Annotated in this window: 17 protein-coding genes and 1 tRNA gene; 6 read left to right on the forward strand and 12 right to left on the reverse strand. The window is 57.2% G+C overall.

The features are described 5' to 3' along the window. Window positions 1-3: 3 nt before the first annotated feature. Together AC0V6L_RS06975 and AC0V6L_RS06980 are read right to left on the reverse strand one after the other, a co-directional pair. On the reverse strand, window positions 4-615 hold the full coding sequence (locus AC0V6L_RS06975) for an LON peptidase substrate-binding domain-containing protein (RefSeq protein ID WP_486153588.1): 612 nt from the start codon (window positions 613-615) through the stop codon (window positions 4-6). A gap of 18 nt (window positions 616-633) precedes the next feature. After that, complete coding sequence (locus tag AC0V6L_RS06980) at window positions 634-1,560, reverse strand: tetratricopeptide repeat protein (RefSeq protein WP_486155069.1); 927 nt, start codon at window positions 1,558-1,560, stop codon at window positions 634-636. A gap of 235 nt (window positions 1,561-1,795) precedes the next feature. Between AC0V6L_RS06980 and AC0V6L_RS06985 the strand changes: the two genes are divergently transcribed. After that, window positions 1,796-1,870 (forward strand) — tRNA-Gly (locus tag AC0V6L_RS06985). A gap of 51 nt (window positions 1,871-1,921) precedes the next feature. Here the strand turns inward: AC0V6L_RS06985 and AC0V6L_RS06990 are convergent. Genes AC0V6L_RS06990 through AC0V6L_RS07000 form a run of 3 tightly spaced genes read right to left on the reverse strand, consistent with a single transcriptional unit; the run spans window position 1,922 to window position 3,355 of the window. Next, window positions 1,922-2,434 (reverse strand): hypothetical protein, encoded by a 513-nt coding sequence (locus AC0V6L_RS06990; RefSeq protein ID WP_486153589.1) that lies wholly within the window; start codon window positions 2,432-2,434, stop codon window positions 1,922-1,924. Window positions 2,435-2,436: 2 nt separating this feature from the next. Continuing rightward, window positions 2,437-2,760 carry a hypothetical protein gene (locus tag AC0V6L_RS06995; RefSeq protein WP_486153590.1) on the reverse strand — a complete coding sequence of 108 codons (324 nt, stop codon included), beginning with the start codon at window positions 2,758-2,760 and terminating at the stop codon, window positions 2,437-2,439. Window positions 2,761-2,779: 19 nt separating this feature from the next. Beyond that, window positions 2,780-3,355, reverse strand: a complete 576-nt coding sequence (locus AC0V6L_RS07000; protein WP_486153591.1) for a hypothetical protein — start codon at window positions 3,353-3,355, stop codon at window positions 2,780-2,782. A gap of 486 nt (window positions 3,356-3,841) precedes the next feature. On the opposite strand from AC0V6L_RS07000, the gene AC0V6L_RS07005 reads away from it, so the two are divergent. Continuing rightward, window positions 3,842-5,989: a TonB-dependent receptor gene (locus AC0V6L_RS07005; RefSeq protein ID WP_486153592.1), complete on the forward strand. Its 2,148-nt coding sequence runs from the start codon at window positions 3,842-3,844 to the stop codon at window positions 5,987-5,989. Between the two features lie 83 nt (window positions 5,990-6,072). Here the strand turns inward: AC0V6L_RS07005 and AC0V6L_RS07010 are convergent, their stop codons facing one another. Beyond that, a complete protein-coding gene (locus AC0V6L_RS07010) occupies window positions 6,073-7,248 on the reverse strand; it encodes a saccharopine dehydrogenase family protein (protein ID WP_486153593.1) in 1,176 nt (391 codons plus the stop codon). Window positions 7,249-7,831: 583 nt separating this feature from the next. Between AC0V6L_RS07010 and AC0V6L_RS07015 the strand changes: the two genes are divergently transcribed. Continuing rightward, the gene (locus AC0V6L_RS07015; RefSeq protein ID WP_486153594.1) at window positions 7,832-9,694 is read left to right on the forward strand and encodes a vanadium-dependent haloperoxidase; all 1,863 of its coding nucleotides are present in this window, start codon (window positions 7,832-7,834) and stop codon (window positions 9,692-9,694) included. Between the two features lie 71 nt (window positions 9,695-9,765). On the opposite strand, the gene dcd is transcribed toward AC0V6L_RS07015, so the two are convergent. From dcd to putA, 4 genes are all read right to left on the reverse strand, one after another. After that, window positions 9,766-10,320 carry a dCTP deaminase gene (gene dcd, locus AC0V6L_RS07020; protein ID WP_486153595.1) on the reverse strand — a complete coding sequence of 185 codons (555 nt, stop codon included), beginning with the start codon at window positions 10,318-10,320 and terminating at the stop codon, window positions 9,766-9,768. Window positions 10,321-10,408: 88 nt separating this feature from the next. Then, the gene (locus AC0V6L_RS07025; RefSeq protein WP_486153596.1) at window positions 10,409-11,791 is read right to left on the reverse strand and encodes a YncE family protein; all 1,383 of its coding nucleotides are present in this window, start codon (window positions 11,789-11,791) and stop codon (window positions 10,409-10,411) included. Further along, window positions 11,737-12,276 carry a hypothetical protein gene (locus tag AC0V6L_RS07030; protein ID WP_486149563.1) on the reverse strand — a complete coding sequence of 180 codons (540 nt, stop codon included), beginning with the start codon at window positions 12,274-12,276 and terminating at the stop codon, window positions 11,737-11,739. The genes AC0V6L_RS07025 and AC0V6L_RS07030 overlap by 55 nt, the downstream gene beginning before the upstream one ends. Before the next feature lie 40 nt (window positions 12,277-12,316). Beyond that, the gene (putA, locus tag AC0V6L_RS07035) at window positions 12,317-15,472 is read right to left on the reverse strand and encodes a bifunctional proline dehydrogenase/L-glutamate gamma-semialdehyde dehydrogenase PutA (RefSeq protein WP_486153597.1); all 3,156 of its coding nucleotides are present in this window, start codon (window positions 15,470-15,472) and stop codon (window positions 12,317-12,319) included. A 168-nt stretch (window positions 15,473-15,640) separates the two neighbouring features. Here putA and AC0V6L_RS07040 point away from each other — a divergent pair, with 168 nt between their 5' ends. Continuing rightward, window positions 15,641-15,937: a YciI family protein gene (locus tag AC0V6L_RS07040; protein ID WP_486153598.1), complete on the forward strand. Its 297-nt coding sequence runs from the start codon at window positions 15,641-15,643 to the stop codon at window positions 15,935-15,937. A gap of 19 nt (window positions 15,938-15,956) precedes the next feature. Here the strand turns inward: AC0V6L_RS07040 and mtnP are convergent, their stop codons facing one another. Both mtnP and AC0V6L_RS07050 read right to left on the reverse strand, forming a co-directional pair. Beyond that, window positions 15,957-16,820: an S-methyl-5'-thioadenosine phosphorylase gene (gene mtnP, locus AC0V6L_RS07045; RefSeq protein ID WP_486153599.1), complete on the reverse strand. Its 864-nt coding sequence runs from the start codon at window positions 16,818-16,820 to the stop codon at window positions 15,957-15,959. Between the two features lie 51 nt (window positions 16,821-16,871). Next, entirely contained in the window at window positions 16,872-17,591 is a 720-nt protein-coding gene (locus tag AC0V6L_RS07050) for a glutathione S-transferase family protein (protein WP_486153600.1), read from the reverse strand. Between the two features lie 189 nt (window positions 17,592-17,780). Here AC0V6L_RS07050 and AC0V6L_RS07055 point away from each other — a divergent pair, with 189 nt between their 5' ends. Together AC0V6L_RS07055 and AC0V6L_RS07060 are read left to right on the forward strand one after the other, a co-directional pair. Then, a complete protein-coding gene (locus AC0V6L_RS07055; RefSeq protein WP_486153601.1) occupies window positions 17,781-19,208 on the forward strand; it encodes an aldehyde dehydrogenase family protein in 1,428 nt (475 codons plus the stop codon). A 30-nt stretch (window positions 19,209-19,238) separates the two neighbouring features. Continuing rightward, entirely contained in the window at window positions 19,239-20,012 is a 774-nt protein-coding gene (locus AC0V6L_RS07060; protein WP_486153602.1) for a M48 family metalloprotease, read from the forward strand. Window positions 20,013-20,018 lie beyond the last annotated feature (6 nt).

The following is a 20,018-nucleotide window of genomic DNA, read 5'->3' on the forward strand; positions in this document are numbered from 1 at the left end:
GGCTTATTGAAAGGTTGTAATTTCTTCGGTGCCGTCGCTGCGGCCAAAGAACTGCATCAGCTGAACAAGCAATTCGCACCGGTCTGACAAGGTGGGCGCTTCGAGCAAGGCCTGTTTCGATGCCGGATCAAACGGCGCGATCTGCGATACGCCATTGATAAGCGATTGATCGTCCAGCCGCTCAACCGAATCCCAATCAACTTTGTAACCCTGCATATCGGCAAAAGCGCGCGCTTCGCTTTCGAAACCCCCACGCTGTGCATGGCTTAGTGTTTCGTTCTCATCGTCTTCGATCAGGTCCGCTTCGACCTGACGGAACGCGCTGGTCACGTCTAGTTCGCGAAGCATCTTGAATCGGGATTCGCCTTCAAGGATGAGATTGTACCGGCCATCTTCCATCGCCTCGATCTCGCCAATCCGTCCGACACAGCCAACTGAGTAGAGCGGCGCGCCATCGGTGGGCATTTGCGGCTGAACCATCGCGATGCGCCGGTCGCGCACAAGCGAATCGCCAACCAATGCGCGGTAACGCGGCTCAAAGATGTGCAGCGGCAATTGCAGGCCGGGAAACAGCACGGCGCCGGTTAGCGGAAAGATCGAAAGGCGAGTGGGCATTTTCGGGTGTGTCCTGTCTTAATCAAACAGGATCTTGGATAGCCGGCGGCGCGTGGCCACCACCCATTCATCCTCAAGGCCGGTCGCCTCAAAAATCTGCAACAGCTTGGCGCGCGCAGCCCCGTCATTCCATTCACGGTCGGCTTTGACCATGGCCAGCAGCGTTTCGGCCGCTGCATCGCGTTCGCCCCCTGCAAAGGCTGCTTCGGCATAGGCCAGCTGTGCATCCATATCATCAGGCGCGGCGTCAGCGGCAGATTTGAGCCCAGCCAGCTCGCCATCATCCACCTGTGTACCAGCAAGCTCCACTGCGCTTTTGGCAGCAGTTATTGCAGGGTCGGCGGACAGCTTGGGATCGGCGCTGATCGCCTCGAGCACTTTAGTCGCCTCATCAACCTGATCCAATTGCACCAGTGCACGCACAAGCCCGGCATGCGCGGGCGCATTATCGGTCGCAAATTCGGTCACTTGAGCAAAAATACCGGCGGCACGCTGTGCATCGCCCGCGGTCAGCGCTTCTTCGCCTAGGGCAATGTATTGTTCGATTTCCTCCGCTGAGGGGCCTTGGAGCGCATCGCCCGGTGCGCCCGCAGTGATTGGCAACTGTTCAAGCAATTGATCAAGCATTTGCTTGAACTGTGTCTCAGTGCGTGCGCTTGTCAGATCAGCGACCGGTTGACCCTGAAACATGGCATAGACAGTCGGGATCGATTTGACCTGAAACTGACCAGCGATGAACTGCTCTTCATCGACATTGAGTTTCGCCAGAACTACGCCCTTATCCGCATATTCGGCGGTCACTTTTTCCAGCATCGGGGCGAGCGCTTTGCACGGGCCGCACCATTCCGCCCAGAAATCGAGGACAACAAGTTTCGTCTGCGAAGGTTCAACCACTTCAGTGCGAAACCGTTCGACAGCTTTCTGCTCGTCAATGTTAAGACCCATGCTGGCCAATGCTCGTGCTCCTTTGGGCGATTGTGTCGTCACGCATGCTTGCGCGGATTGCTGGCTTCATCATGTGGGGTTTGCAGGCGGTTTGTGAAGCGTATCTCCTCGCTGAAGCCTTGGCCGCATAGGATCAAGCAATATTTGTGCTTGAAAGGTGCGAGGAGCGCTGTTACTTGCGCCGCCTCCCCAGCAGAGATGTGCGAATTTCGCCAATCTGTGGAGACGTCAGTGAGCGGGCGTAGCTCAGGGGTAGAGCACAACCTTGCCAAGGTTGGGGTCGGGCGTTCGAATCGCCTCGCCCGCTCCATTTATCGAAGGCTGACGAATGCTGATTTCCCGCCAAGCGGCTTTGCGACAATCAGTATTCTTCCGCTTCTCTCGCGAGTTTTCGGTACTCGTCATATTCCTTGAACGGAACCCAGTCGCGATCAAATCCGCGCGAAAACAGCCGCGCCCGGTGGAACACTAAGCCGACAAGCAGAAAGGCGATGGCTGCGATTGTCGGGACCGATTTAAAATCAGCATAGGATTGGCCGATCATGGCCTGAAATCCATGCGTAAAATGCGCCATAAGGCTGACCAACTGCATGGCCGCTGCAAATAGCGGCCAGCGCCGATCGGCTTTCAACGCGATAGCGGTAAAGCCAGCCAGACCAATCGCGTCCGATGTTGCTGCGACAGCATCGACATCCTCAAAGCGAGGGTCGCCGAAAACTGAATACAAGGCGACTTGGGCGATGAACATTCCGGCGAGCGTGTAAACGCCCGTCCGTTCAGGTGCACCGCCCAGCAACCAAGCCAACATCAACACAGCGCCGTAAAACGCGAAGAATACGGCAACTGCGGGGATCGCGAGGTCCGGCAAATACATTCTTAGCTGTCGCCCACAGCACGCAGATAAGGTGTTTCAAGCGAAGCAAAGTCTGGGCATGTGAATGGCAGATCGGCTTTGGCTGCGTCTTTTTCTGAAGAGCTGTGTGCCAAAGTCAGGCTTTTGCGCAGCTCGGTAGCGCGCGAAAGGGCATCAGTCAGGTGCGCGATGGTCCGCTGGCTTTCAACGCCGGTCATGCCAGCTTCACGGCGCACTTGTGTGGCGTTTGCCAATTGGCCGGACAGGCTTTCGATCAATGTGTCGAGCTCATTCGTCATGGAATGGAACTCATCGCTCATGTGTTGAACAGTGGTGTGCAGGGTCATACTTCGTCTCCGATGGCGGTTACGAAGGCTGTTCAGCATGCCTTTCATCCAGAGCGTTAGCAATCACCAATGAACTGCCCACTAAGAGCAGCGCTGTGACGGCTATCATGACAATTGGTATCAATCGCCATGCCGACCCAAATTGGGCATCCCAAGCCTTCGGGCCGCTGCCGCGGAGGTCTTTCACAAAGTCTTTGAACTCAGGTGAGGTCCAAAACTGGTGCCCGACATCCGATGGCAGCGCCCGAGCCAGTTTTTGGACGACAGCCTCACCCAATTCGAGGTCTCCAAAGCCCCACGTGGGGTCTTTCACAAGCGCTCTGGCCATCACAAATTCGACGATGGCATCGTCAATCGTTTCCGCGCCCATTTTGACCTTCGCGCGAGTGAGGTGCTTTTCAACCATGCTGGGCGAAATCGCACCGCCAGCAACGCTGCGCCCAATTTCCTTGTTCGAAGGGGTGGGGCGGCGCGACTTAAGCTCAAGCACTTCTTTCTGGCGCGCGGACAGCGATGCAAGCATGCTTTTCGCATCTTCGCGGACGCCTTCGAGAGGATCAGCAAGTTCGGGTTCTAGGATTTCGGCCATAGTCATTACTATACGAAATTTCGCGAATTATTCAAGCAACGGAATCGATCAAAACACTCGTCACTTGGGCAATTCAGAAGAATTGGCGAGGGCTAGTCTTTCCCTACAAAATTCGTTTCCAATGAAATCAAAGTAAAATGGATAAGTCGTTTGATTTACAAAAAAATTTTATCATCAATTTTGCAGGCCAATGGTTCGCAGCAGTATTGAAGCACAGTCTCGCCAATCAATATGACGCGCCCGCAGAAGCGAAATCGGCCATTCCCGCGCTCTAGGCCGGAGCAAGCGAAGCACCGCAGGTAGCGCAGCCAGATTGCACCGAGCCCTTGGTTTTGCCGTCTGCCGGTGATCAGTGTGTCCTTCATGCCGCAGGTGCAGCGCCAGTTTGGTTTTTGCGCCCGCAGGCATGAAAAAGGCGTTTGCCCCTTGCGCTGCGAACCCATCACGTTAGATGAATGATATATTATCACACGGATTTGACGGGAAGCTATAATGACCAGCCTCAAAGTGAATGGTGCTTCGCGCTTTGCGATTGCGACAGCATTTTTGGCCGCAATGGGCGCGGCTCCTGCTCTTGCTAACGAGGAAAATGAAACGGGCGATGGCGCCGAAGGCCGCGACCGGATCATCGTCAGCGCTGAAGGATTGAAAGAGCTCGATTTCCTTGCTGGCAAATCGGTTGTCGATGAAGAGGACATTCAGCGCGATCTTAATGGACAGGTTGGCGAAGTGCTGGCCAAATTGCCCGGTGTTTCGGCCAGCAGTTTTGCCCCCGGCGCATCGCGGCCAATCCTGCGCGGATTTGACGGGGAGCGTGTGCGGGTCCTGATCGATGGGCTGGGCACCGCAGATGTGTCCAACACATCCGCCGATCATGCCGTCACGGCCGAACCGCTCACCATTGAACGGATCGAAGTTCTGCGCGGGCCTGCGTCTTTGCTTTACGGTAGCCAGGCAATCGGCGGCGTCGTCAATGTGATCGACAAGCGTATCCCGCGCGAAGTGCCCGAAAACGGGTTCAGTGTTGATGCCCTTGCCGCCGCAGACACCGCGACTGATCTCATATCGGGCGGTGCATCTGTCGATTTCGCTGTCAGCCCCAACCTGGTGCTGCATGTCGATGGCAGCTGGCGCGATACGGGCAATGTTTCCATTCCCGGTTTTCAGCTGACCGATGATTTGCGCGCTGATTTGCTCGCAGATGCTGCTGAAGAGGAAGAAGAAGGCGAATTCGAAGAAGCCGAAGAACTGCGCGAAACCGCCGATCAACGCGGGTTCCTGCCCAATAGCGGGACCGAAACCTGGACGGTCAATGGCGGGTTTACCGCCTTTCTTGGCGAACACAGCATTGGGGCCTCTCTCGGGTATTACGATACCTTTTACGGCCTGATTGGCCGTCCGGGCGGCGAACATGCGCATGGCGAAGAAGGCGAAGAAGAAGGCGAAGAGGAAGAGGGCGAAGAAGTTGTCTCAATCGGCCTTGAGCAATTCCGCGCCGATATGCGCGCTGAAATCGTGCTGGGCGGCGGGTTCTTCTCAGCCTTGAATGTGCGTGCAGGTTATTCCGATTACACGCACACCGAATTTGAAGGCGATGAAGTTGGCACTGTATTCGACACCGAAAGTTTCGAAGCGCGCGCCGAACTGATCCAGCGCGAAGGCGGCGTTATTGGCGCGCAATACACCGCGCGCGATTTTTCCGCCGTGGGCGAAGAAGCGTTCGTGCCGCCCAACTTCACAACCCAATTTGCGCTGTTCACGGTGCAGGAATTTGACCTTGGCGGCGTGCAGATCGAGGCAGCGGGGCGCTATGAGCATGTCGATGTCAGCTCTGATGCCCTTGCGCTCGATCGTGATTTTGACCTGTTTTCCGGCGCATTGTCCGCCGTCCTCGTTACCGAAGGCGGCACCCGCTTTGGCCTGACCGGTTCGCGCGCCGAACGCGCGCCCGCTGGTGAAGAGCTGTTCGCCAATGGCCCGCATATCGCAACGCAGGCATTTGAAATTGGTGATCCGGATCTCGACACCGAAAGCGCATGGGGGTTGGAAGCGTTCGTAAGCGCAGGCCTTGGCGATACGCGGTTTAATCTTGCGGTGTTCTATCAGTCATTTGATGATTTCATTTTCCTGTCGCCCACAGGCGATGAAGAAGATGATTTGCCCGTGTTCCAGATCCTTCAGGAAGATGCGTCCTTCTTTGGGTTTGAGGCCGATTTGATCGTTCCGCTGGTTCAGCAGGACACGTTTGCCCTCACCGCCGATTTGCGGGCTGAATATGTTTCGGCTGATCTCCATGGCGATCCCATGATGGGCGGGACAGATGGGTCTGTCCCGCGTTTGCCGCCATTCAGCCTGCTGGCCGCACTTGATGCGGAAATGGGCGCGTTTGGCGTGCGCGGCGAAGTGGAATGGTTCGCCGAGCAGAACGATGTGGCCGCGTTTGAAACCACCACTGATGCGTTCACTCTCGTAAACCTTGGCGCGTCCTGGCAGCCGATCCCCACCAATGACAGCGTGACTGTGCTGGTGAGCGCGGACAACATCTTTGATGTAACCGGCCGCCGTCACACCAGCTTTACCAAGGATTTTGTGCCTTTGCCCGGACGCAATTTCCGCGCGAGCGTGCGGTTCAGTTTCTAAAAGCTCACACCGTTTCTCAAGTTCCCAAGCGACCCGGGAGCAGGGCGGCCATTCATCCCCCCGAATGGCCGCCCTTTTTTCGCCTAGTTTTCCAGTGTAAATGTCAGATCGGCGTGTTCTTCAAGGCGCTTGACCAGCGCTTCACCTAGAAACGCGCCAGGTGTGCCAACGCCGCCTTCTGCTTTGCTTTCCAGCAGCGCCATACCTGTTTCTGCGATCATGCGGCTGGTTGATCCATAGCCCGGATCATATTTGCCTTTGACCCCGTAATGCAGGTTCTCTCCATCCGGACCTTCGGCGACAAACAGCACATCGTAAAAGCCGTTTTCGCGTTCTTCCTTGGATGGGCCTTCACCCGGCTTTGGCGGTTTTGAGCCGAACGGGTTTTTCATCATATCAGCCGCCGCCTCGGCCATTTTCTTGCCCGCTTCGCCCGGGCTGGTCAGCATCATTTCATCATACTGGAAATCCTCACCATAAGGATGACCAAGCAGGAAATTGGTGCGGTGCACGTTTTTGGTGTTGATTGGCGCCATCACGAACGGCGCGGCCCATTTGTCGAGGTCTTTTTCATATTGCGGCACCATGCCGGTCGGCTGGCTTGGCCCTTCGAAACCAGGTGTCAGCGCAAAGGGGCTTGCAAGCGTTTTGAAGATCGCGGGGTTTTTCGCTGCCGCTTTCATCGTCGCCGTCAGGCTGGCTGCGGTCCCGCCTGAAAACGTGCCCGCCATTGCCCGCACGCGCCCGCGCACGCGGTTTGCTGGCGCACCAAAGCGTTTTGCCGCTTCCTTCTGCGTCATCATGACGCCCAGATCAAAGGGGATGCTGTCGAACCCGCTGGAAAAGCAGATGCGCGCGCCGGACGCTTTGGCGGCATCCTGATGCTGAGCGATCTTGTCCGCCATCCATGCAGGTTCCCCGCACAGATCGGCATAATCGGTGCCTGTGGTGACGCAGGCTTGCACCAGCTTATCGCCGTAAAGCTGGTAGGGGCCGACTGTAGTAATGACGACGCGGGTGCGCTCGCACATGGCTTCGAGTTCGCCCAAGTCGTCGGCATTGGCCACCACCAGCGGCGTATCTGCAGGTGCGCCGATAAGGTCGCGCACTTCTTCCAGCTTATCCGCCGAACGCCCCGCCATTGCCCATTTGGGCGCGTTGCCCGATGCGCCGTAGTGGTTGTGCAGATATTCAGCGACCAGCCGTCCGGTATAGCCGGTTGCGCCATATACGATGATGTCGAATTCAGTGTCTGCCATTGTGTGTCTCCTTTGCCTCTCCCATGCGCGCGGAGCAGGCCAGTGTCAAAGCCCGATCTGCCGCTGCCACAAGCACTCGGTTCATCGTGCGTGAGGAACACATGGACCGCATGTTACACGGTCCAGAGGGTAAAACCGCCATTGCGTCACTCTTGCCCCAAAACCGTCACCAATTTGCGCAAAGCGTCACTGTAGCCGCGCGCTGTGTCACCCAAAACTGCCAACATGCCACCGTAGTGCGGCGCACTGAGCCGCTTTTGAAGCGCACACCTTGCCCCTTGTGCCGAGACCACAAACACGCCCGACAAGAGAGCCAACACAGGAGAGATTTCAGCATTCATCCGCGCGTTTAAAGCAAAATCCGGTTCTGTAGGAAAATGCGCGGCGCAAAAATCCCTCAACCCATCGCGTTTTCAGAACCGCCTGCCATCAATATTATTCACATTACCTAATATTAGTCCGTTTTTAGTAAACGCGTAAATTAAAGTCGTATCTGTACAAATATTTATTCGAAAAGGCGTCTATCTATCCAAATCATAGACGGGTCGCATAGTCTGTTTCTTAAATGAATAAGGATAAAGCGATGCCTCTTAACAATGACCGTAGAATAGAAGCCAAGCGTTTCCGTGAACATGCTGCGGAACTCGCCTTTAATCGCGCCCACCCCGAACACAAAGCCAATGGCGATGAACAGGCCTTTGCCTCGTCCAAGTATTTGATGAGCTTTACCAAGGGGCTTGATCACTGCAAGATCACCGGGCTGATTATAGATAAGAATCATTTCGAGGCGTTCCGCCATGCCATCGACGTGGGCGAAATCGAGGCATTCACCACCCGCGTTTGCGTTCCGATGGAGCAGCCGCGCCGTCTGTGGGAAGCGCCCACAGCAGGTCTGGTCTTCGATTTGGAAGGGCCCGATGCGCAAGCTGTCACCATGGCACCCGCGCCGCGTCTTGGCAGCGATGAACTGACTTTCGAAATGGCGGAGGTTTATGAACTGGCGCTGGTGCGCGATGTGCCTTTTGCGCAGTTTGACGACCATGGCGATGCGCCTGATCTCACAGCGTCCATCGACCGGTTAAACGCTATGGAATACATCCAGCATGTGTCTGATTGCTGTGAATTTGAAGGCCGCCCGCGCAAACTGGGCAGCGGCAACGCCTTGGATGCGCAAACCATCTTTCGCGGATCTTCTCCCGGCTCTGATAAAGGCCCCTATCTCTCCGCCTTCATGTTGATGGGCAATGCGGATCGGACGGGCAATCGCGACGTTCTCGATGGCTATATTGGGTACGGCGCGCAGAGCGTGGATCAGCGAGTGCCCGCAGCGCCTGTGCGCGATGATTACATGATCGACTTTGGCGATTGGCTCGAAGTGCAACAGGGTTACGGCGTGACCGCATCTGATGGTTCGCCATCGGGGCAGGCATTGAGGGGAGCGACACGCCGCTTCATTCACACACCGCGCGATCTGGCGACCTATGTGCATTTTGATGCACTGTATCAGGCTTATCTCAATGCGTGTCTTATTCTGTGGTCTGCGGGCACAGCAACCGATCCGGCGTTTGACAATCTGTCGGGTGGCAGCGGCTTCAGCGTGCTGACCAATGCGGCAACTGGCGATATGAAAACCAGCAATGCAGGCGGATTTGCGCTGTATGGCGGGCCGCATATCCTGACGCTGGTCACAGAAGTGGCAACGCGCGCATTGAAAGCGGTGCGTTATCAAAAATTCAACAATCACATACGCTTGCGCCCCGAGGCTTTGGCAGGCCGATTGGAAAAAGCGTGCGAGATTGAAAGCGCTTATCCCAGCGTTTGCGGCGCGCTGACGGGCACGCTTGCAGGATTGAACCCGACAGCGGCCGCTATCCGCACGCATAACAGCGCCATCGGCGGCAAAGGCAAGGACACCGACACGATCCTCTTGCCTATGGCCTTTGCCGAAGGGTCACCCATGCACCCCGCTTATGGCGCAGGCCATGCAACGGTCGCGGGCGCGTGTGTCACTGTGCTCAAGGCGTTTTTCGACACATCGGCCATTCTGGTCCAGATCGACACCACGCAAAACGGCGACACCACCAGCGAAACAGGATTTTTCACCGCAGAACAGATCGCGGGCAAGACGGCGGCCCAGAAGGGGACGAAATTTGCGGTGAAATACATCAAGATCGTCACCGATGAGACGGGCGAAAATCTGGTGGCGCATCAGATCGAATGCCCGCTGACACTCGAAGGGGAATTGAACAAGCTGGCCGCGAACATATCCATCGGGCGCAATATGGCCGGCGTTCATTACTTCACCGATTATTACGACAGCGTGCGAATGGGAGAAGAGATCGCGATTGGCATGCTGGAAGAGCAAGCCATTGGCTATCCCACCGATCCCTTTGTGATGTCAGTGCCAACATTTGATGGCCCCGTTGAACGGATCGGAGTGCGTTAAAAGGCGGCGTGCTGAATTGGCTTTTTCTGTTGCGACTATGCCCAGTGAAGCACGCCCCTACAACCCCGGCCCTATAACCGAGGGAGCGTCACGCCTTTTTGGCCCATATATTTGCCCGCGCGGTCGGCATAGGTCACTTCGGGGCGTTCATTGCCTTTGAGGAACAGGAACTGGCACGCGCCTTCATTGGCGTAGATTTTGGCAGGCAGCGGAGTGGTGTTTGAAAATTCCAGCGTCACATGACCTTCCCAGCCCGGCTCCAGCGGAGTGACATTCACAATGATGCCGCAGCGCGCATAGGTTGATTTGCCAAGACAGATCACCAGCACATCTTCGGGAACGCGGAAATATTCGACCGTGCGTGCCAGCGCAAAGGAATTGGGCGGGATGATGCACACATCGGTTTCGCGGTCGACCAGGCTGCCGGCATCAAACGCTTTGGGATCAACGGTGGCTGAGTTTACATTGGTGAAAATCTTGAACTCAGGCGCAACCCGCGCGTCATAGCCGAAGGAGGACAGGCCATAGGAAATCACCCCTTCGCGGCGCTGCGCTTCCACGAAAGGTTCGATCATGCCGTGGTTCTGCGCGCGGTCGCGAATCCATTTGTCTGAAAGAATTGCCATGAGGACACGTTCTCGCAAGGCGCGGCTTAGGGCAAGATGCGGGAGGAACTTTGTTGGGGGTGTCTCGGCGCATTGGCGCTGACACGCTTTACTCTGCGCGCTCTTTCAAACGGTAAAGCACTACGCGTTCGGCGCCCGGCCCGCCTTCTTCATATTCGCCCATGACAGCAATCAGCCCGCCGCGCGCTGCAATGGCTTTGCCAAACCTGCCATAGGCCGGGCCGCTTTCGTGCGCATATCGCAGCAATTGTTCGCCGGTCCGTTCATCAAAGACGATAAAGCCGCCCTGGTTTTTCCGCGCCCCTGACCAGTCGGGAAGGCCTGATATCAGATATGGCCCATCCGCGCTGATCGCATTGCCAAGGCCCCAGCCTTCTTTGCCGGCACCTATATCGGTTAAAGTCTCGGGTGCTCCGGTATCAGACAAAGTGTATTCAAGCGCCCCTGTTGCCAGATTGAAGGCATGCAGCTTGCCCACCGGCCAGTTTATATCGCCGCCGGTCGCCACGCCTTCGGGATCGAGTTTCACTTCATCCAGCCCGGTTACAAACAGGCGTTCCTTCGACATCGCAAGACCAGCGCCAAACAGGCTGGCTTTGGGTGATCCGGGTGATGTGAGGCGGTGAAGCAGCGATCCATCGCGCGCATCGAAAACATAGACGATGCCCTTGGCGTAAAGGCCGCCGCGTCCTGTTCGGCCATTGGCAGAAATGGCGATATATCGGTCATTCATTGCCACGCTGCGGCCAAACACGCTGCGTCTTGGTTTGCCAAGCTTGGGATCGGGCAGGTCAGGCTCGTCGATCGTCAGCAGAACTTTGCCGGTCGCTGCATCAAACACCCAGGCAGTGGAGATATTGTCATTGGTCTGCGGGACAGCAGCAAGAATGCGGCTCCCCACAAGCGCAATTCCGGTGCTGGCGAAGTAATATGATGCGGCGGCGCGCGGGTTTCTGATGCGGTGCAGCAGTTTGAGAGTGGCCGTGTCATAGACCAGCAATTCACCCCCGCGCCCAAATTGCGCTTTCCCGCTGATAGCGGTGACCGTGAAGCGCGCATTGGCAGCGATATTGTCGCCCAGCCCTTCAAACGCTTCGCCGTCAGGATGCTGGATCACCGCGCCCGGCCTGCCGTCGCGGGTGCCGAATGAACGCACGATTTCGTGATCCCGGTTTCCTTTGGGCACCATGGCATCAATGAAGACAGTGCCGGGTGTGACCGCGATAGTCGGGTCTAATTTTCGCTTGGAGCCATAGGGGCCGCCAGTGATGGTCCAGACCTCTTCCAGCTCTGGCCTATCAGCCTGCGCTTCGGCATTTTGCGCAGCAAGGGGGAGCGCGGGCGAAAGCCCAAAAGCGAGCGCCGCAGCCGCAGCCAAGGCAGAAACAGGGACAGAGGCAGGGGCAAAACGTATCGTCAAATCGCCTTTGCGCCCAATTTGGGGTTCAGCGCGGTGATATGGTTCAGCCACTTTTTCGGGCGGCGCAGCATCTTTTTGGGATATTCGACCTTGAGGCCCAAAAGCTCGCCCATGCGGCCCACGAAATGGATGCAATTGCGCGTGTCGAGGTCGTAATACTTGCCCGGCGCGTTCTGCCATTTCTTCACTTCGGCGATAATCCGGCGGTATTGCGCATCAGTGATTGTCATAGAGAAATGACGATTGGTCTTCTTCACATTCTTATCGCTTTCCGCCAGCACCATATGTTCAACCGGGCCATTGAGCACAGACATATTCGCCTTGCGGGCGGAAAAGCCGTAATTTTCCTTGATCACCTCGCCCGTGGCATCAAGCGTCCCTTCGAGCACGATGAATGTGTGCGGATAGCGGCCAAACAGGACAGAGCCGTTAAAGCTGTGAAAATGGATCTGGACAGCGGCAAAGGCGGTCCCGCTCCAGGTGAGCGCAAACAAAGTGACGAGCAAAGTGGCCGCATGGCGAAGGCGTTGGGTCATGGCGGAGCGTTTACCGCGCTAACGTTTGCTCGCCAAGGGGTTAGCTTGCCAACAGGCTCGCATTGCCGCCAGCTGCGGTTGTGTCGACACAGGCCACCCGCTCTGCCGCGAACCGGGCAAGGTAATGCGGGCCGCCCGCTTTGGGGCCAGTGCCCGACAAGCCTTCGCCGCCAAAAGGCTGACTTTCCACGATCGCGCCGATCTGGTTGCGGTTGACGTAGAAATTGCCGACCCGCGCGCGCCTTTGCACAAATCGGCGCGTGGCAGCGATCCGGCTGTGGAGGCCCAAAGTGAGCCCATATCCGCAGGCATTGATATCATCGATCACTGCGCCCAGCTGATCGCCTGTAAAGCGCGCCACATGCAGGACAGGGCCGAAATTTTCGCGCTTCAGATCCAGAATGCCGTCAATCTCGATAATGGTGGGCGCGACAAAGCAGCTTTGGCCATAAGCGTGAACAGGGTCAGATGCATGTGCATGGCGCCAAATCGTGCGGCCTGATTGCTGGCGCCGGGCGATATGGCGTTCAAGCGCGGCCTGCGCGTCTTCATCAATCACAGGGCCGACATCGGTGGAAAGCTGCGCAGGATCGCCAACCGATAGCGCCTCAAACCCGCCGCGGATCATCGCGAACATATCGTCATAGACATCATCTTGAAGATAGAGCACGCGCAGCGCCGAACAGCGCTGGCCGGCTGATTGAAACGCGCTTGCCAGCACATCGCGCACGACCTGTTCGGGCAAAGCTGAACTGTCGACAATCATCGCGTTCTGCCCGCCTGTTTCCGCAATCAGGGTAGCAATCGGCCCATCGCGCGCGGCCAGTGTCTGGTTGATTGCGCGCGCCGTTTGCGTGGAGCCTGTGAAAGCGACGCCTGCAAGGCGCGGATCGGCGGTGATCATTTGTCCAACATCGCCTGCGCCTGGCATCAGTTGCAAGGCCTCTGGCGGAATGCCTGCCTTGTGGCACAATTCGACCGCAAAGGCGGCGATCAGCGGAGTTTGTTCAGCAGGCTTTGCAATCACGGTGTTGCCCGCTGCCAGCGCTGCCGACATCATGCCTGTGAAAATCGCAAGCGGGAAATTCCACGGAGATATCGCCGCAAACACGCCGCGCCCATGCAGGCTCAATGTGTTTTCCTCGCCCGTCGGGCCGGGCAGTATCACCGGGGCGGCAAATTGGCGGCGCGCCTCTGCAGCGTAATAGCGCAGAAAATCGACCGCTTCGCGCAATTCGGCAACGCCGTCGACCAGCGTCTTGCCTGCCTCGCGCGTGCACAGCGACAGAAATTCTGCTGTGTGCGCTTCGTAAAGATTGGCCGCTTCTTCAAGCAGCACCGCGCGTTTTTCGCCGCCTAACGCGTCCCATCCGGGTTGAATTTCAGCAGCGCGCGCAAAGGCTGCCTCCACTTCCGCCTGCGTCGCATCGCGGCGCGTGCCGACTGCCGCTGCGCGATCATGCGGCATCGTGATGGGGGCAATTTCGCCCGGATCAGCTTCGCAAAATGTGGGGGCGGCATGCCACTGGCGCGTGGCCAGCGCATCAAGCTGCGCCTGCAAAGGGGCTGTCACCAGCGGATCAGATAGGTCCACGCCTGCTGAATTCACCCGGTCTGCAAAGATATCGCATGGCAGGGGGATCGCCGGATTGCGGCGCGGGGCAAGCGCGTCAAGCTCTTCCACAGGATCGCTCACCAGGTCCTGAGCGGGTGTCCCTGCATCGCCCATCCGGTTGACGAAACTGGTATTGGCTCCGTTTTCAAGCAGGCGGCGCACCAGATAGGCGAGCAATTCCTTGTGTCCGCCAACAGGCGCATAAATTCGCACTGGGGTGGGCGCGCTGCCTTCAAGTTTGCGCAGCGCATCATACACTTCTTCGCCCATGCCGTGCAGGCGCTGAAACTCGAATGGTTTGCCGCCGCTCATCTGTTTTACCGCCGCAATCGTGTATGCATTATGCGTGGCAAAGGCGGGACGGATTGCATCGTCATGCTCAAACAAGCGCGCTGCGCAAGCAAGGTAGGATACATCGGTGGCAAGCTTGCGCGTGAAGACGGGATAATCGGTAAAGCCGCCAACCTGCGCCAGCTTGATCTCCGCATCCCAATAGGCGCCTTTTACCAGCCGCACGAACAGTTTGCGCCCATGACGGCGAGCCAATTTCGCGGCCCAATCGCACAATGGCACGCCGCGTTTCTGATAGGCCTGCAGCGCCAGGCCAAACCCATCCCAGCGCGAACCATCGGCGCGAGTAAACAAGGTGTCGTCTGCAACCAGTGCCTCGATTATATCAAGGCTGAGTTCCAGCCGCTCTGCCTCTTCGGCATCAATGGTGAAATGAATGTCGGCATCGCGGGCCTTGATTGCCAGATCGCGGACCACAGGCACAATATCGGCGCGCGCCTCGCCCGCGTGCAGAAAGGTGTATTTTGGGTGAAGCGCGGACAGTTTCACCGAAATGCCCGGTGATGGGCCAACGCCGCCTTTGGCCTCTTTCGCCAGTCGATCAAGCGCGCCCTCATAAGCAGCGCGATATTTGGCCGCATCGGCGAATGTCATCGCCGCCTCGCCCAGCATATCGAATGAATGAGTCAGCCCTTTGGCGCGCTGCGGTGCGGCGCGTTTCAAAGCCTCTTCGATTGAGCGGCCATAGACAAACTGCCCGCCCAAAATGCGCATGGCCTGCAATGTGGCGGTGCGGATGACGGGTTCGCCCATGCGGTTCATTGCCCGTTTGAGCGCTGGCCCCATGCCTTTCTGCTTTTCTTCGGGCGGATCAAGCACTTCGCCTGTCAGCATCAGCGAAAAAGTCGCCGCATTGACAAAAGTTGAGCTGCTTTCGCCCAGATGTTCGCCCCAATCAATATCGCCAATTTTGTCGCGGATGAGCGCGTCAGCGGTCTCGGCATCGGGTACGCGCAACAACGCTTCGGCCAAGCACATCAGCGCAATGCCTTCTTCGGTGTCGAGACCGAATTGCTGGAGGAAAGCATCAATGCCGCTCGCTTTCTGTTGGCGCGCGCCCTCAATCAGATCAATCGCAAGCGCGGCCGCGCCGGCGCTGACCCGGCGTGCGGGCGCTGCCTGCTTGAGACGCTCGGCAATGCAGGTGTCTTCGTCGGCGCGATAGGCCCGGCGCAGGGCTGCGCGATCAATCTGGTGGGTGGAGCCGGATGGCAGATCGGGCGTGGTCACAGGCGTGCATGATCCTTTGCTGGCGCGACTCGAATAGTTGCAATTGCAACTTGCGCCTCACCGCGTGCCGGATCAAGCCTCTCGCACCTTGATAGCGCACCTTGATAGCGCATCACTGGCTGGCTAGATGGGATGCGCGTCGGGGAAGCGAAAAGGAGCGTATCAGCCATGCCTATGTTCTGCTTTCACTGCCGCGATGGCGAAATGGGCGCGAAATTGCGCATGGTCCACCGCGCCGCGCATCTCGATTATGTTGCCAGCCTTGAAGACAAATACGCCGTTGGCGGGCCGTTGAAACGCGGCGGCGAAATGATCGGTTCGCTGCTTGTCATTAAAGCCAAAGACGAAGCAGAAGCGCGCACCATTTTCGAAGCGGATCCCTATTACACTGGCGGCGTGTGGCAGGCGATCAGAGTGGACGAATTTGAACCACTCAAAGGCGATTGGGCAAAGCGGATCGGGTAGGCAGGAGACGCGCGCTCGCTTACAATATGCGCCGCGCCACTGCATCCAGTTTGGCAACCAGCGCGGGGTCATGTTCGCCGGGCGCGGTGATGACGGCATCATCGAGAGCGGTATCAATCGGGGAGGCTTTGCGCTTTTTGGGCAGGCCGGCCATGAATTTGCCAACCATTTCGCGCGCCAATGCGCCGTTCTCGCTCATCTGCGCGATGACCTGCGCGACATCGACCGCGTCGCCTTCTCGCCAGCAATCATAATCTGTCACCATGCCGACCAGCGCATAAGGCAGCTCTGCCTCGCGGGCGAGCTTGGCCTCGGGCATGGCGGTCATCCCGATAATGTCCGCGCCCCATTGGCGGTACATCCGGCTTTCCGCGCGGCTGGAGAATTGCGGGCCTTCCATGGCAAGATACGTCGCGCCAGTGGCCACTTTGCCTTTGCACGCCGTAGTCGCTTTTGCTGCCATTTCAGACAGGCGCGGGCAGACGGGATCGGCCATGGAAACATGCGCGACAAACCCGCTGGTGAAAAAGGTGGAAGCGCGCGCCACGGTGCGATCAATGAATTGTTCGGCAATCGCAAAGCGGCCCGGCTCAATCGCCTCTCGCAGCGAACCCACCGCAGAAATCGCCAGAATATCGGTGCAGCCGGCGCGTTTGAGCGCATCAATATTGGCGCGCGCATTCAGTTCTGTCGGGCTGATCGGATGGCCTCTGCCATGGCGAGGGAGAAAGCGCACTTTCACCCCGTTCAAAGTGCCGCACAAAATCTCGTCGGACGGATCGCCCCAAGGCGTTTCAATCGCGATCCATTGTTCATCCTCAAGGCCTTCTATCTCGTAGAGCCCTGAGCCGCCAATGATCCCGATGCACCAGTCGCTCGCCATGGTTATCCCGCGTGCCTTCAATCTGTATCTATTGGGTTAAACAGCAGCGCTTTATGCTAGGTCAAAGCGTTCGGGCAAGGCTTTGCGGATAAACCTGTCTGCCATCGCATAGGGTTGTGCGATTGCCGGACGCGCGCTGAGCCTTTCGAAATATTCCTTGAATGCGGGCCAATTATCAATCGGGGTTTCGATCACAAGGCTTGCCTGCATAAAACACGACACCACCGCGATATCGGCAATCGAGAACGCATCCCCTGCCAAATATTGCGCGCCGGTCAGCGATCCTTCGAGGTGATCGAGGACGGGCGGCATCTGCTCCGCCCACGCCTTTTTGGCGGCGGCCACATCTGGCTCAGAGCCTTTCATAATCGCGAAAAAGATCGGGCGGAAAATGCCCAGACCAACCGCTGCGGCCAGCGCGGTGTCGCCATATTCTTCGAAAAACAGCGCGCGGCCATGGGCGAACGGTTCTGCGGGATAAAGCGGCGCGGCGGGGTGCTTTTTCTCGATATAGCCTGAAATTGCGCTGGAATCGGCGATTGTGCCGCCCGTGCCTTCGCTGGCGATGGACCGGTCGCGCATCACCGGGATGCGTTTCATCGGTGAGATTTCGGTGAACCAGCTGGGCGGATTGAACACATCGACCGCTTCAATTTCAAACGGCACATCCTTTTCAATGCAAACACCAGCCACTTTGCGCATGAAAGGCGAAACGGGGCTGCCGTAAAAGACGAGATCGGCTTTGTTTCCCGGCATGGGGCTATCAGACATATCTGCGGTTCTCCTGCTGAGGCGTGCCATACGCTGCCATGACAATAGCGCAACCAGAAGCGCCAGTTTGCAAAGGCACCTATTGAATGCGCAGTTGCGTTTTAATCTGCAACACGCCACCTTCATAAAGCAAACAGCAAATCTGCGCGGCCGCGATGCTGCGACCATGTTTTTTGAGAGGAAAATCCGATGGCGACACAGTACAAAAATCTCATCAATGGTGAGATGATCGAAACAGGCAATTGGCTCGATGTGGTCAATCCGGCCACCGAAGAAGTGATCGGCCAGGTGCCCGCTTGCGGGGCGGGTGAACTGGATAAAGCGGTGGCCGCAGCGCGCGCCGCGTTTGAAAGCTGGAAGAAAACTCCGATCGAAGAGCGCCGCAAGGCAATGATGGCGATCTCCAAGGCGATATCGGACAACACCGAAGAATTGTACCGCCTGCTGACCGCAGAACAGGGCAAACCGCATGCTCAGGCCAAAGGCGAAATCATGGGCGCGGCCTATATGATGGCGACGCAATCAGAACTCGACCTTGATGATGAAATGAACAAGGATGATGACAAGGAGTCCATCCGCACCCGCCGCGTGCCCGTTGGCGTTGTGGGCGGGATTGTGCCGTGGAATTTCCCTGTTTCCATGGCGGTGCAAAAAATCGGCCCGGCAATTCTTTCGGGCTGCACGATCATTTTGAAACCTTCGCCTTTCACCCCGCTGACAACTCTGCGCATTGCCGAACTGATCGCGGATGCGGCGCCTGCCGGCGTTGTGAATATCATCACGGGCGAAGACAGCCTTGGCCCGCTGATCACCGCGCATCCCGATATCGACAAGATCACATTCACCGGCTCCACCGCGACCGGCAAAAAGATCATGGAAGGCGCATCGGCTGATCTCAAACGCATCACGCTGGAATTGGGCGGCAATGATGCCAGCATCGTAATGCCCGATGCTGATCCGAAAAAGGTGGCTGAACAATTGTTCTGGTCCAGCTTTACCAATGCAGGCCAGATCTGCATCGCGGCAAAACGGGTCTATATCCACGAAGATATCTATGACGAATTGAGCCAGGCCATTGCCGATTACGCGAAAAACGTGACCGTTGGCGATGGCAGTGAACAGGGCACCGGCGTTGGCCCGATCCAGAACAAGAAACAGTATGAGCGCGTTCTGGAACTGATCGAGGATGCCAAGGACAAAGGCTATAAATTCCTCACCGGCGGCGACACCGATCCATCGGGCACCGGCTATTTCGTGCCGCTCACCATTCTCGACAACCCGCCCGAAGACGCGCGGATTGTGGCAGAGGAACAGTTTGGCCCTGTCATGCCGCTCATGAAATTCTCAAGCGAGGATGAAGTGATCGAACGCGCGAACAATTCCGAATATGGTCTGGCAGGCGCGGTCTGGTCAGCGGATGAGGACAAGGCGGTGGAAATCGCCGAGAAACTGGAAACGGGCACTGTGTGGGTCAACCAGTTCCTCAAACTCACCCCGCACACGCCTTTTGCCGGGCACAAGCAATCAGGCTTTGGCGCGGAATATGGCAAAGAAGGCCTACTGGAATTTACCTATCCTCAAGTGATTATGGTGAATAAACAAAACGTTCCGGCGTAAACCGGATCCTATTGTTTGCATGAGGGTACTATGAGTAAGCACGATTATACCCCATCGCGGCGCGAATTTGTCGCGATGGCCACTTTGTTTGGCGGGATGAGCATTGCAGCCCCCGCCAGCGCGCAGAGTTTTGGCAATATCATGAAGTCGGTAGAGAAAGTCGCCAAGGCGGCGAGTTATTCCGATGCCGAAATGAAAGTGTTCTTCGACCAGATGAGCGCGGACATGGATAACAAGAACCCCGTCGCTGGCATGGACAATCCTTACGGCCAGCGCATGGCGGCGTTGTCGCAGGGGCTGGAAAGCTATGACGGGCTGAACCTTGATATCAAAGCTTATCTGGTGCGCGATGTGAATGCTTTTGCGATGGCCAACGGGACCATTCGCGTGTTCGCAGGGTTGATGGATGAATTTACCGATGACGAGGTCCGCTATGTCATCGGCCACGAAATCGGCCATGTGAAACGCGAACACACCAAGAAACGCATGCAGGGCGCGTTGCAGCGCGATGCCGCGCTGTCCGTCGCGCAAACCGCTGATGATCGCGCGCGGCAATTGTCCAACACCGAGCTTGGCAAATTCTTTGGAGATGTGATCAGCGCGCAGCACAGCCAAAAGCACGAGAAACAAGCCGATGATTACGCTTTCGAATTTATGCAGGCCAACAGCTATGACGCGAATGCCTGCGTGACCGCGCTTGAAAAACTGCAAGCCATGGGCGGTCCCAGCGGCGGGCTCGCATGGACCAAAACGCATCCCAGCCCGAAAGCGCGCGCAAAGCGGATGCGCAAAAAGCTCAGCTAAATCGCG

The sequence above is a fragment of the Erythrobacter sp. JB1-15 genome, from assembly GCF_057365035.1.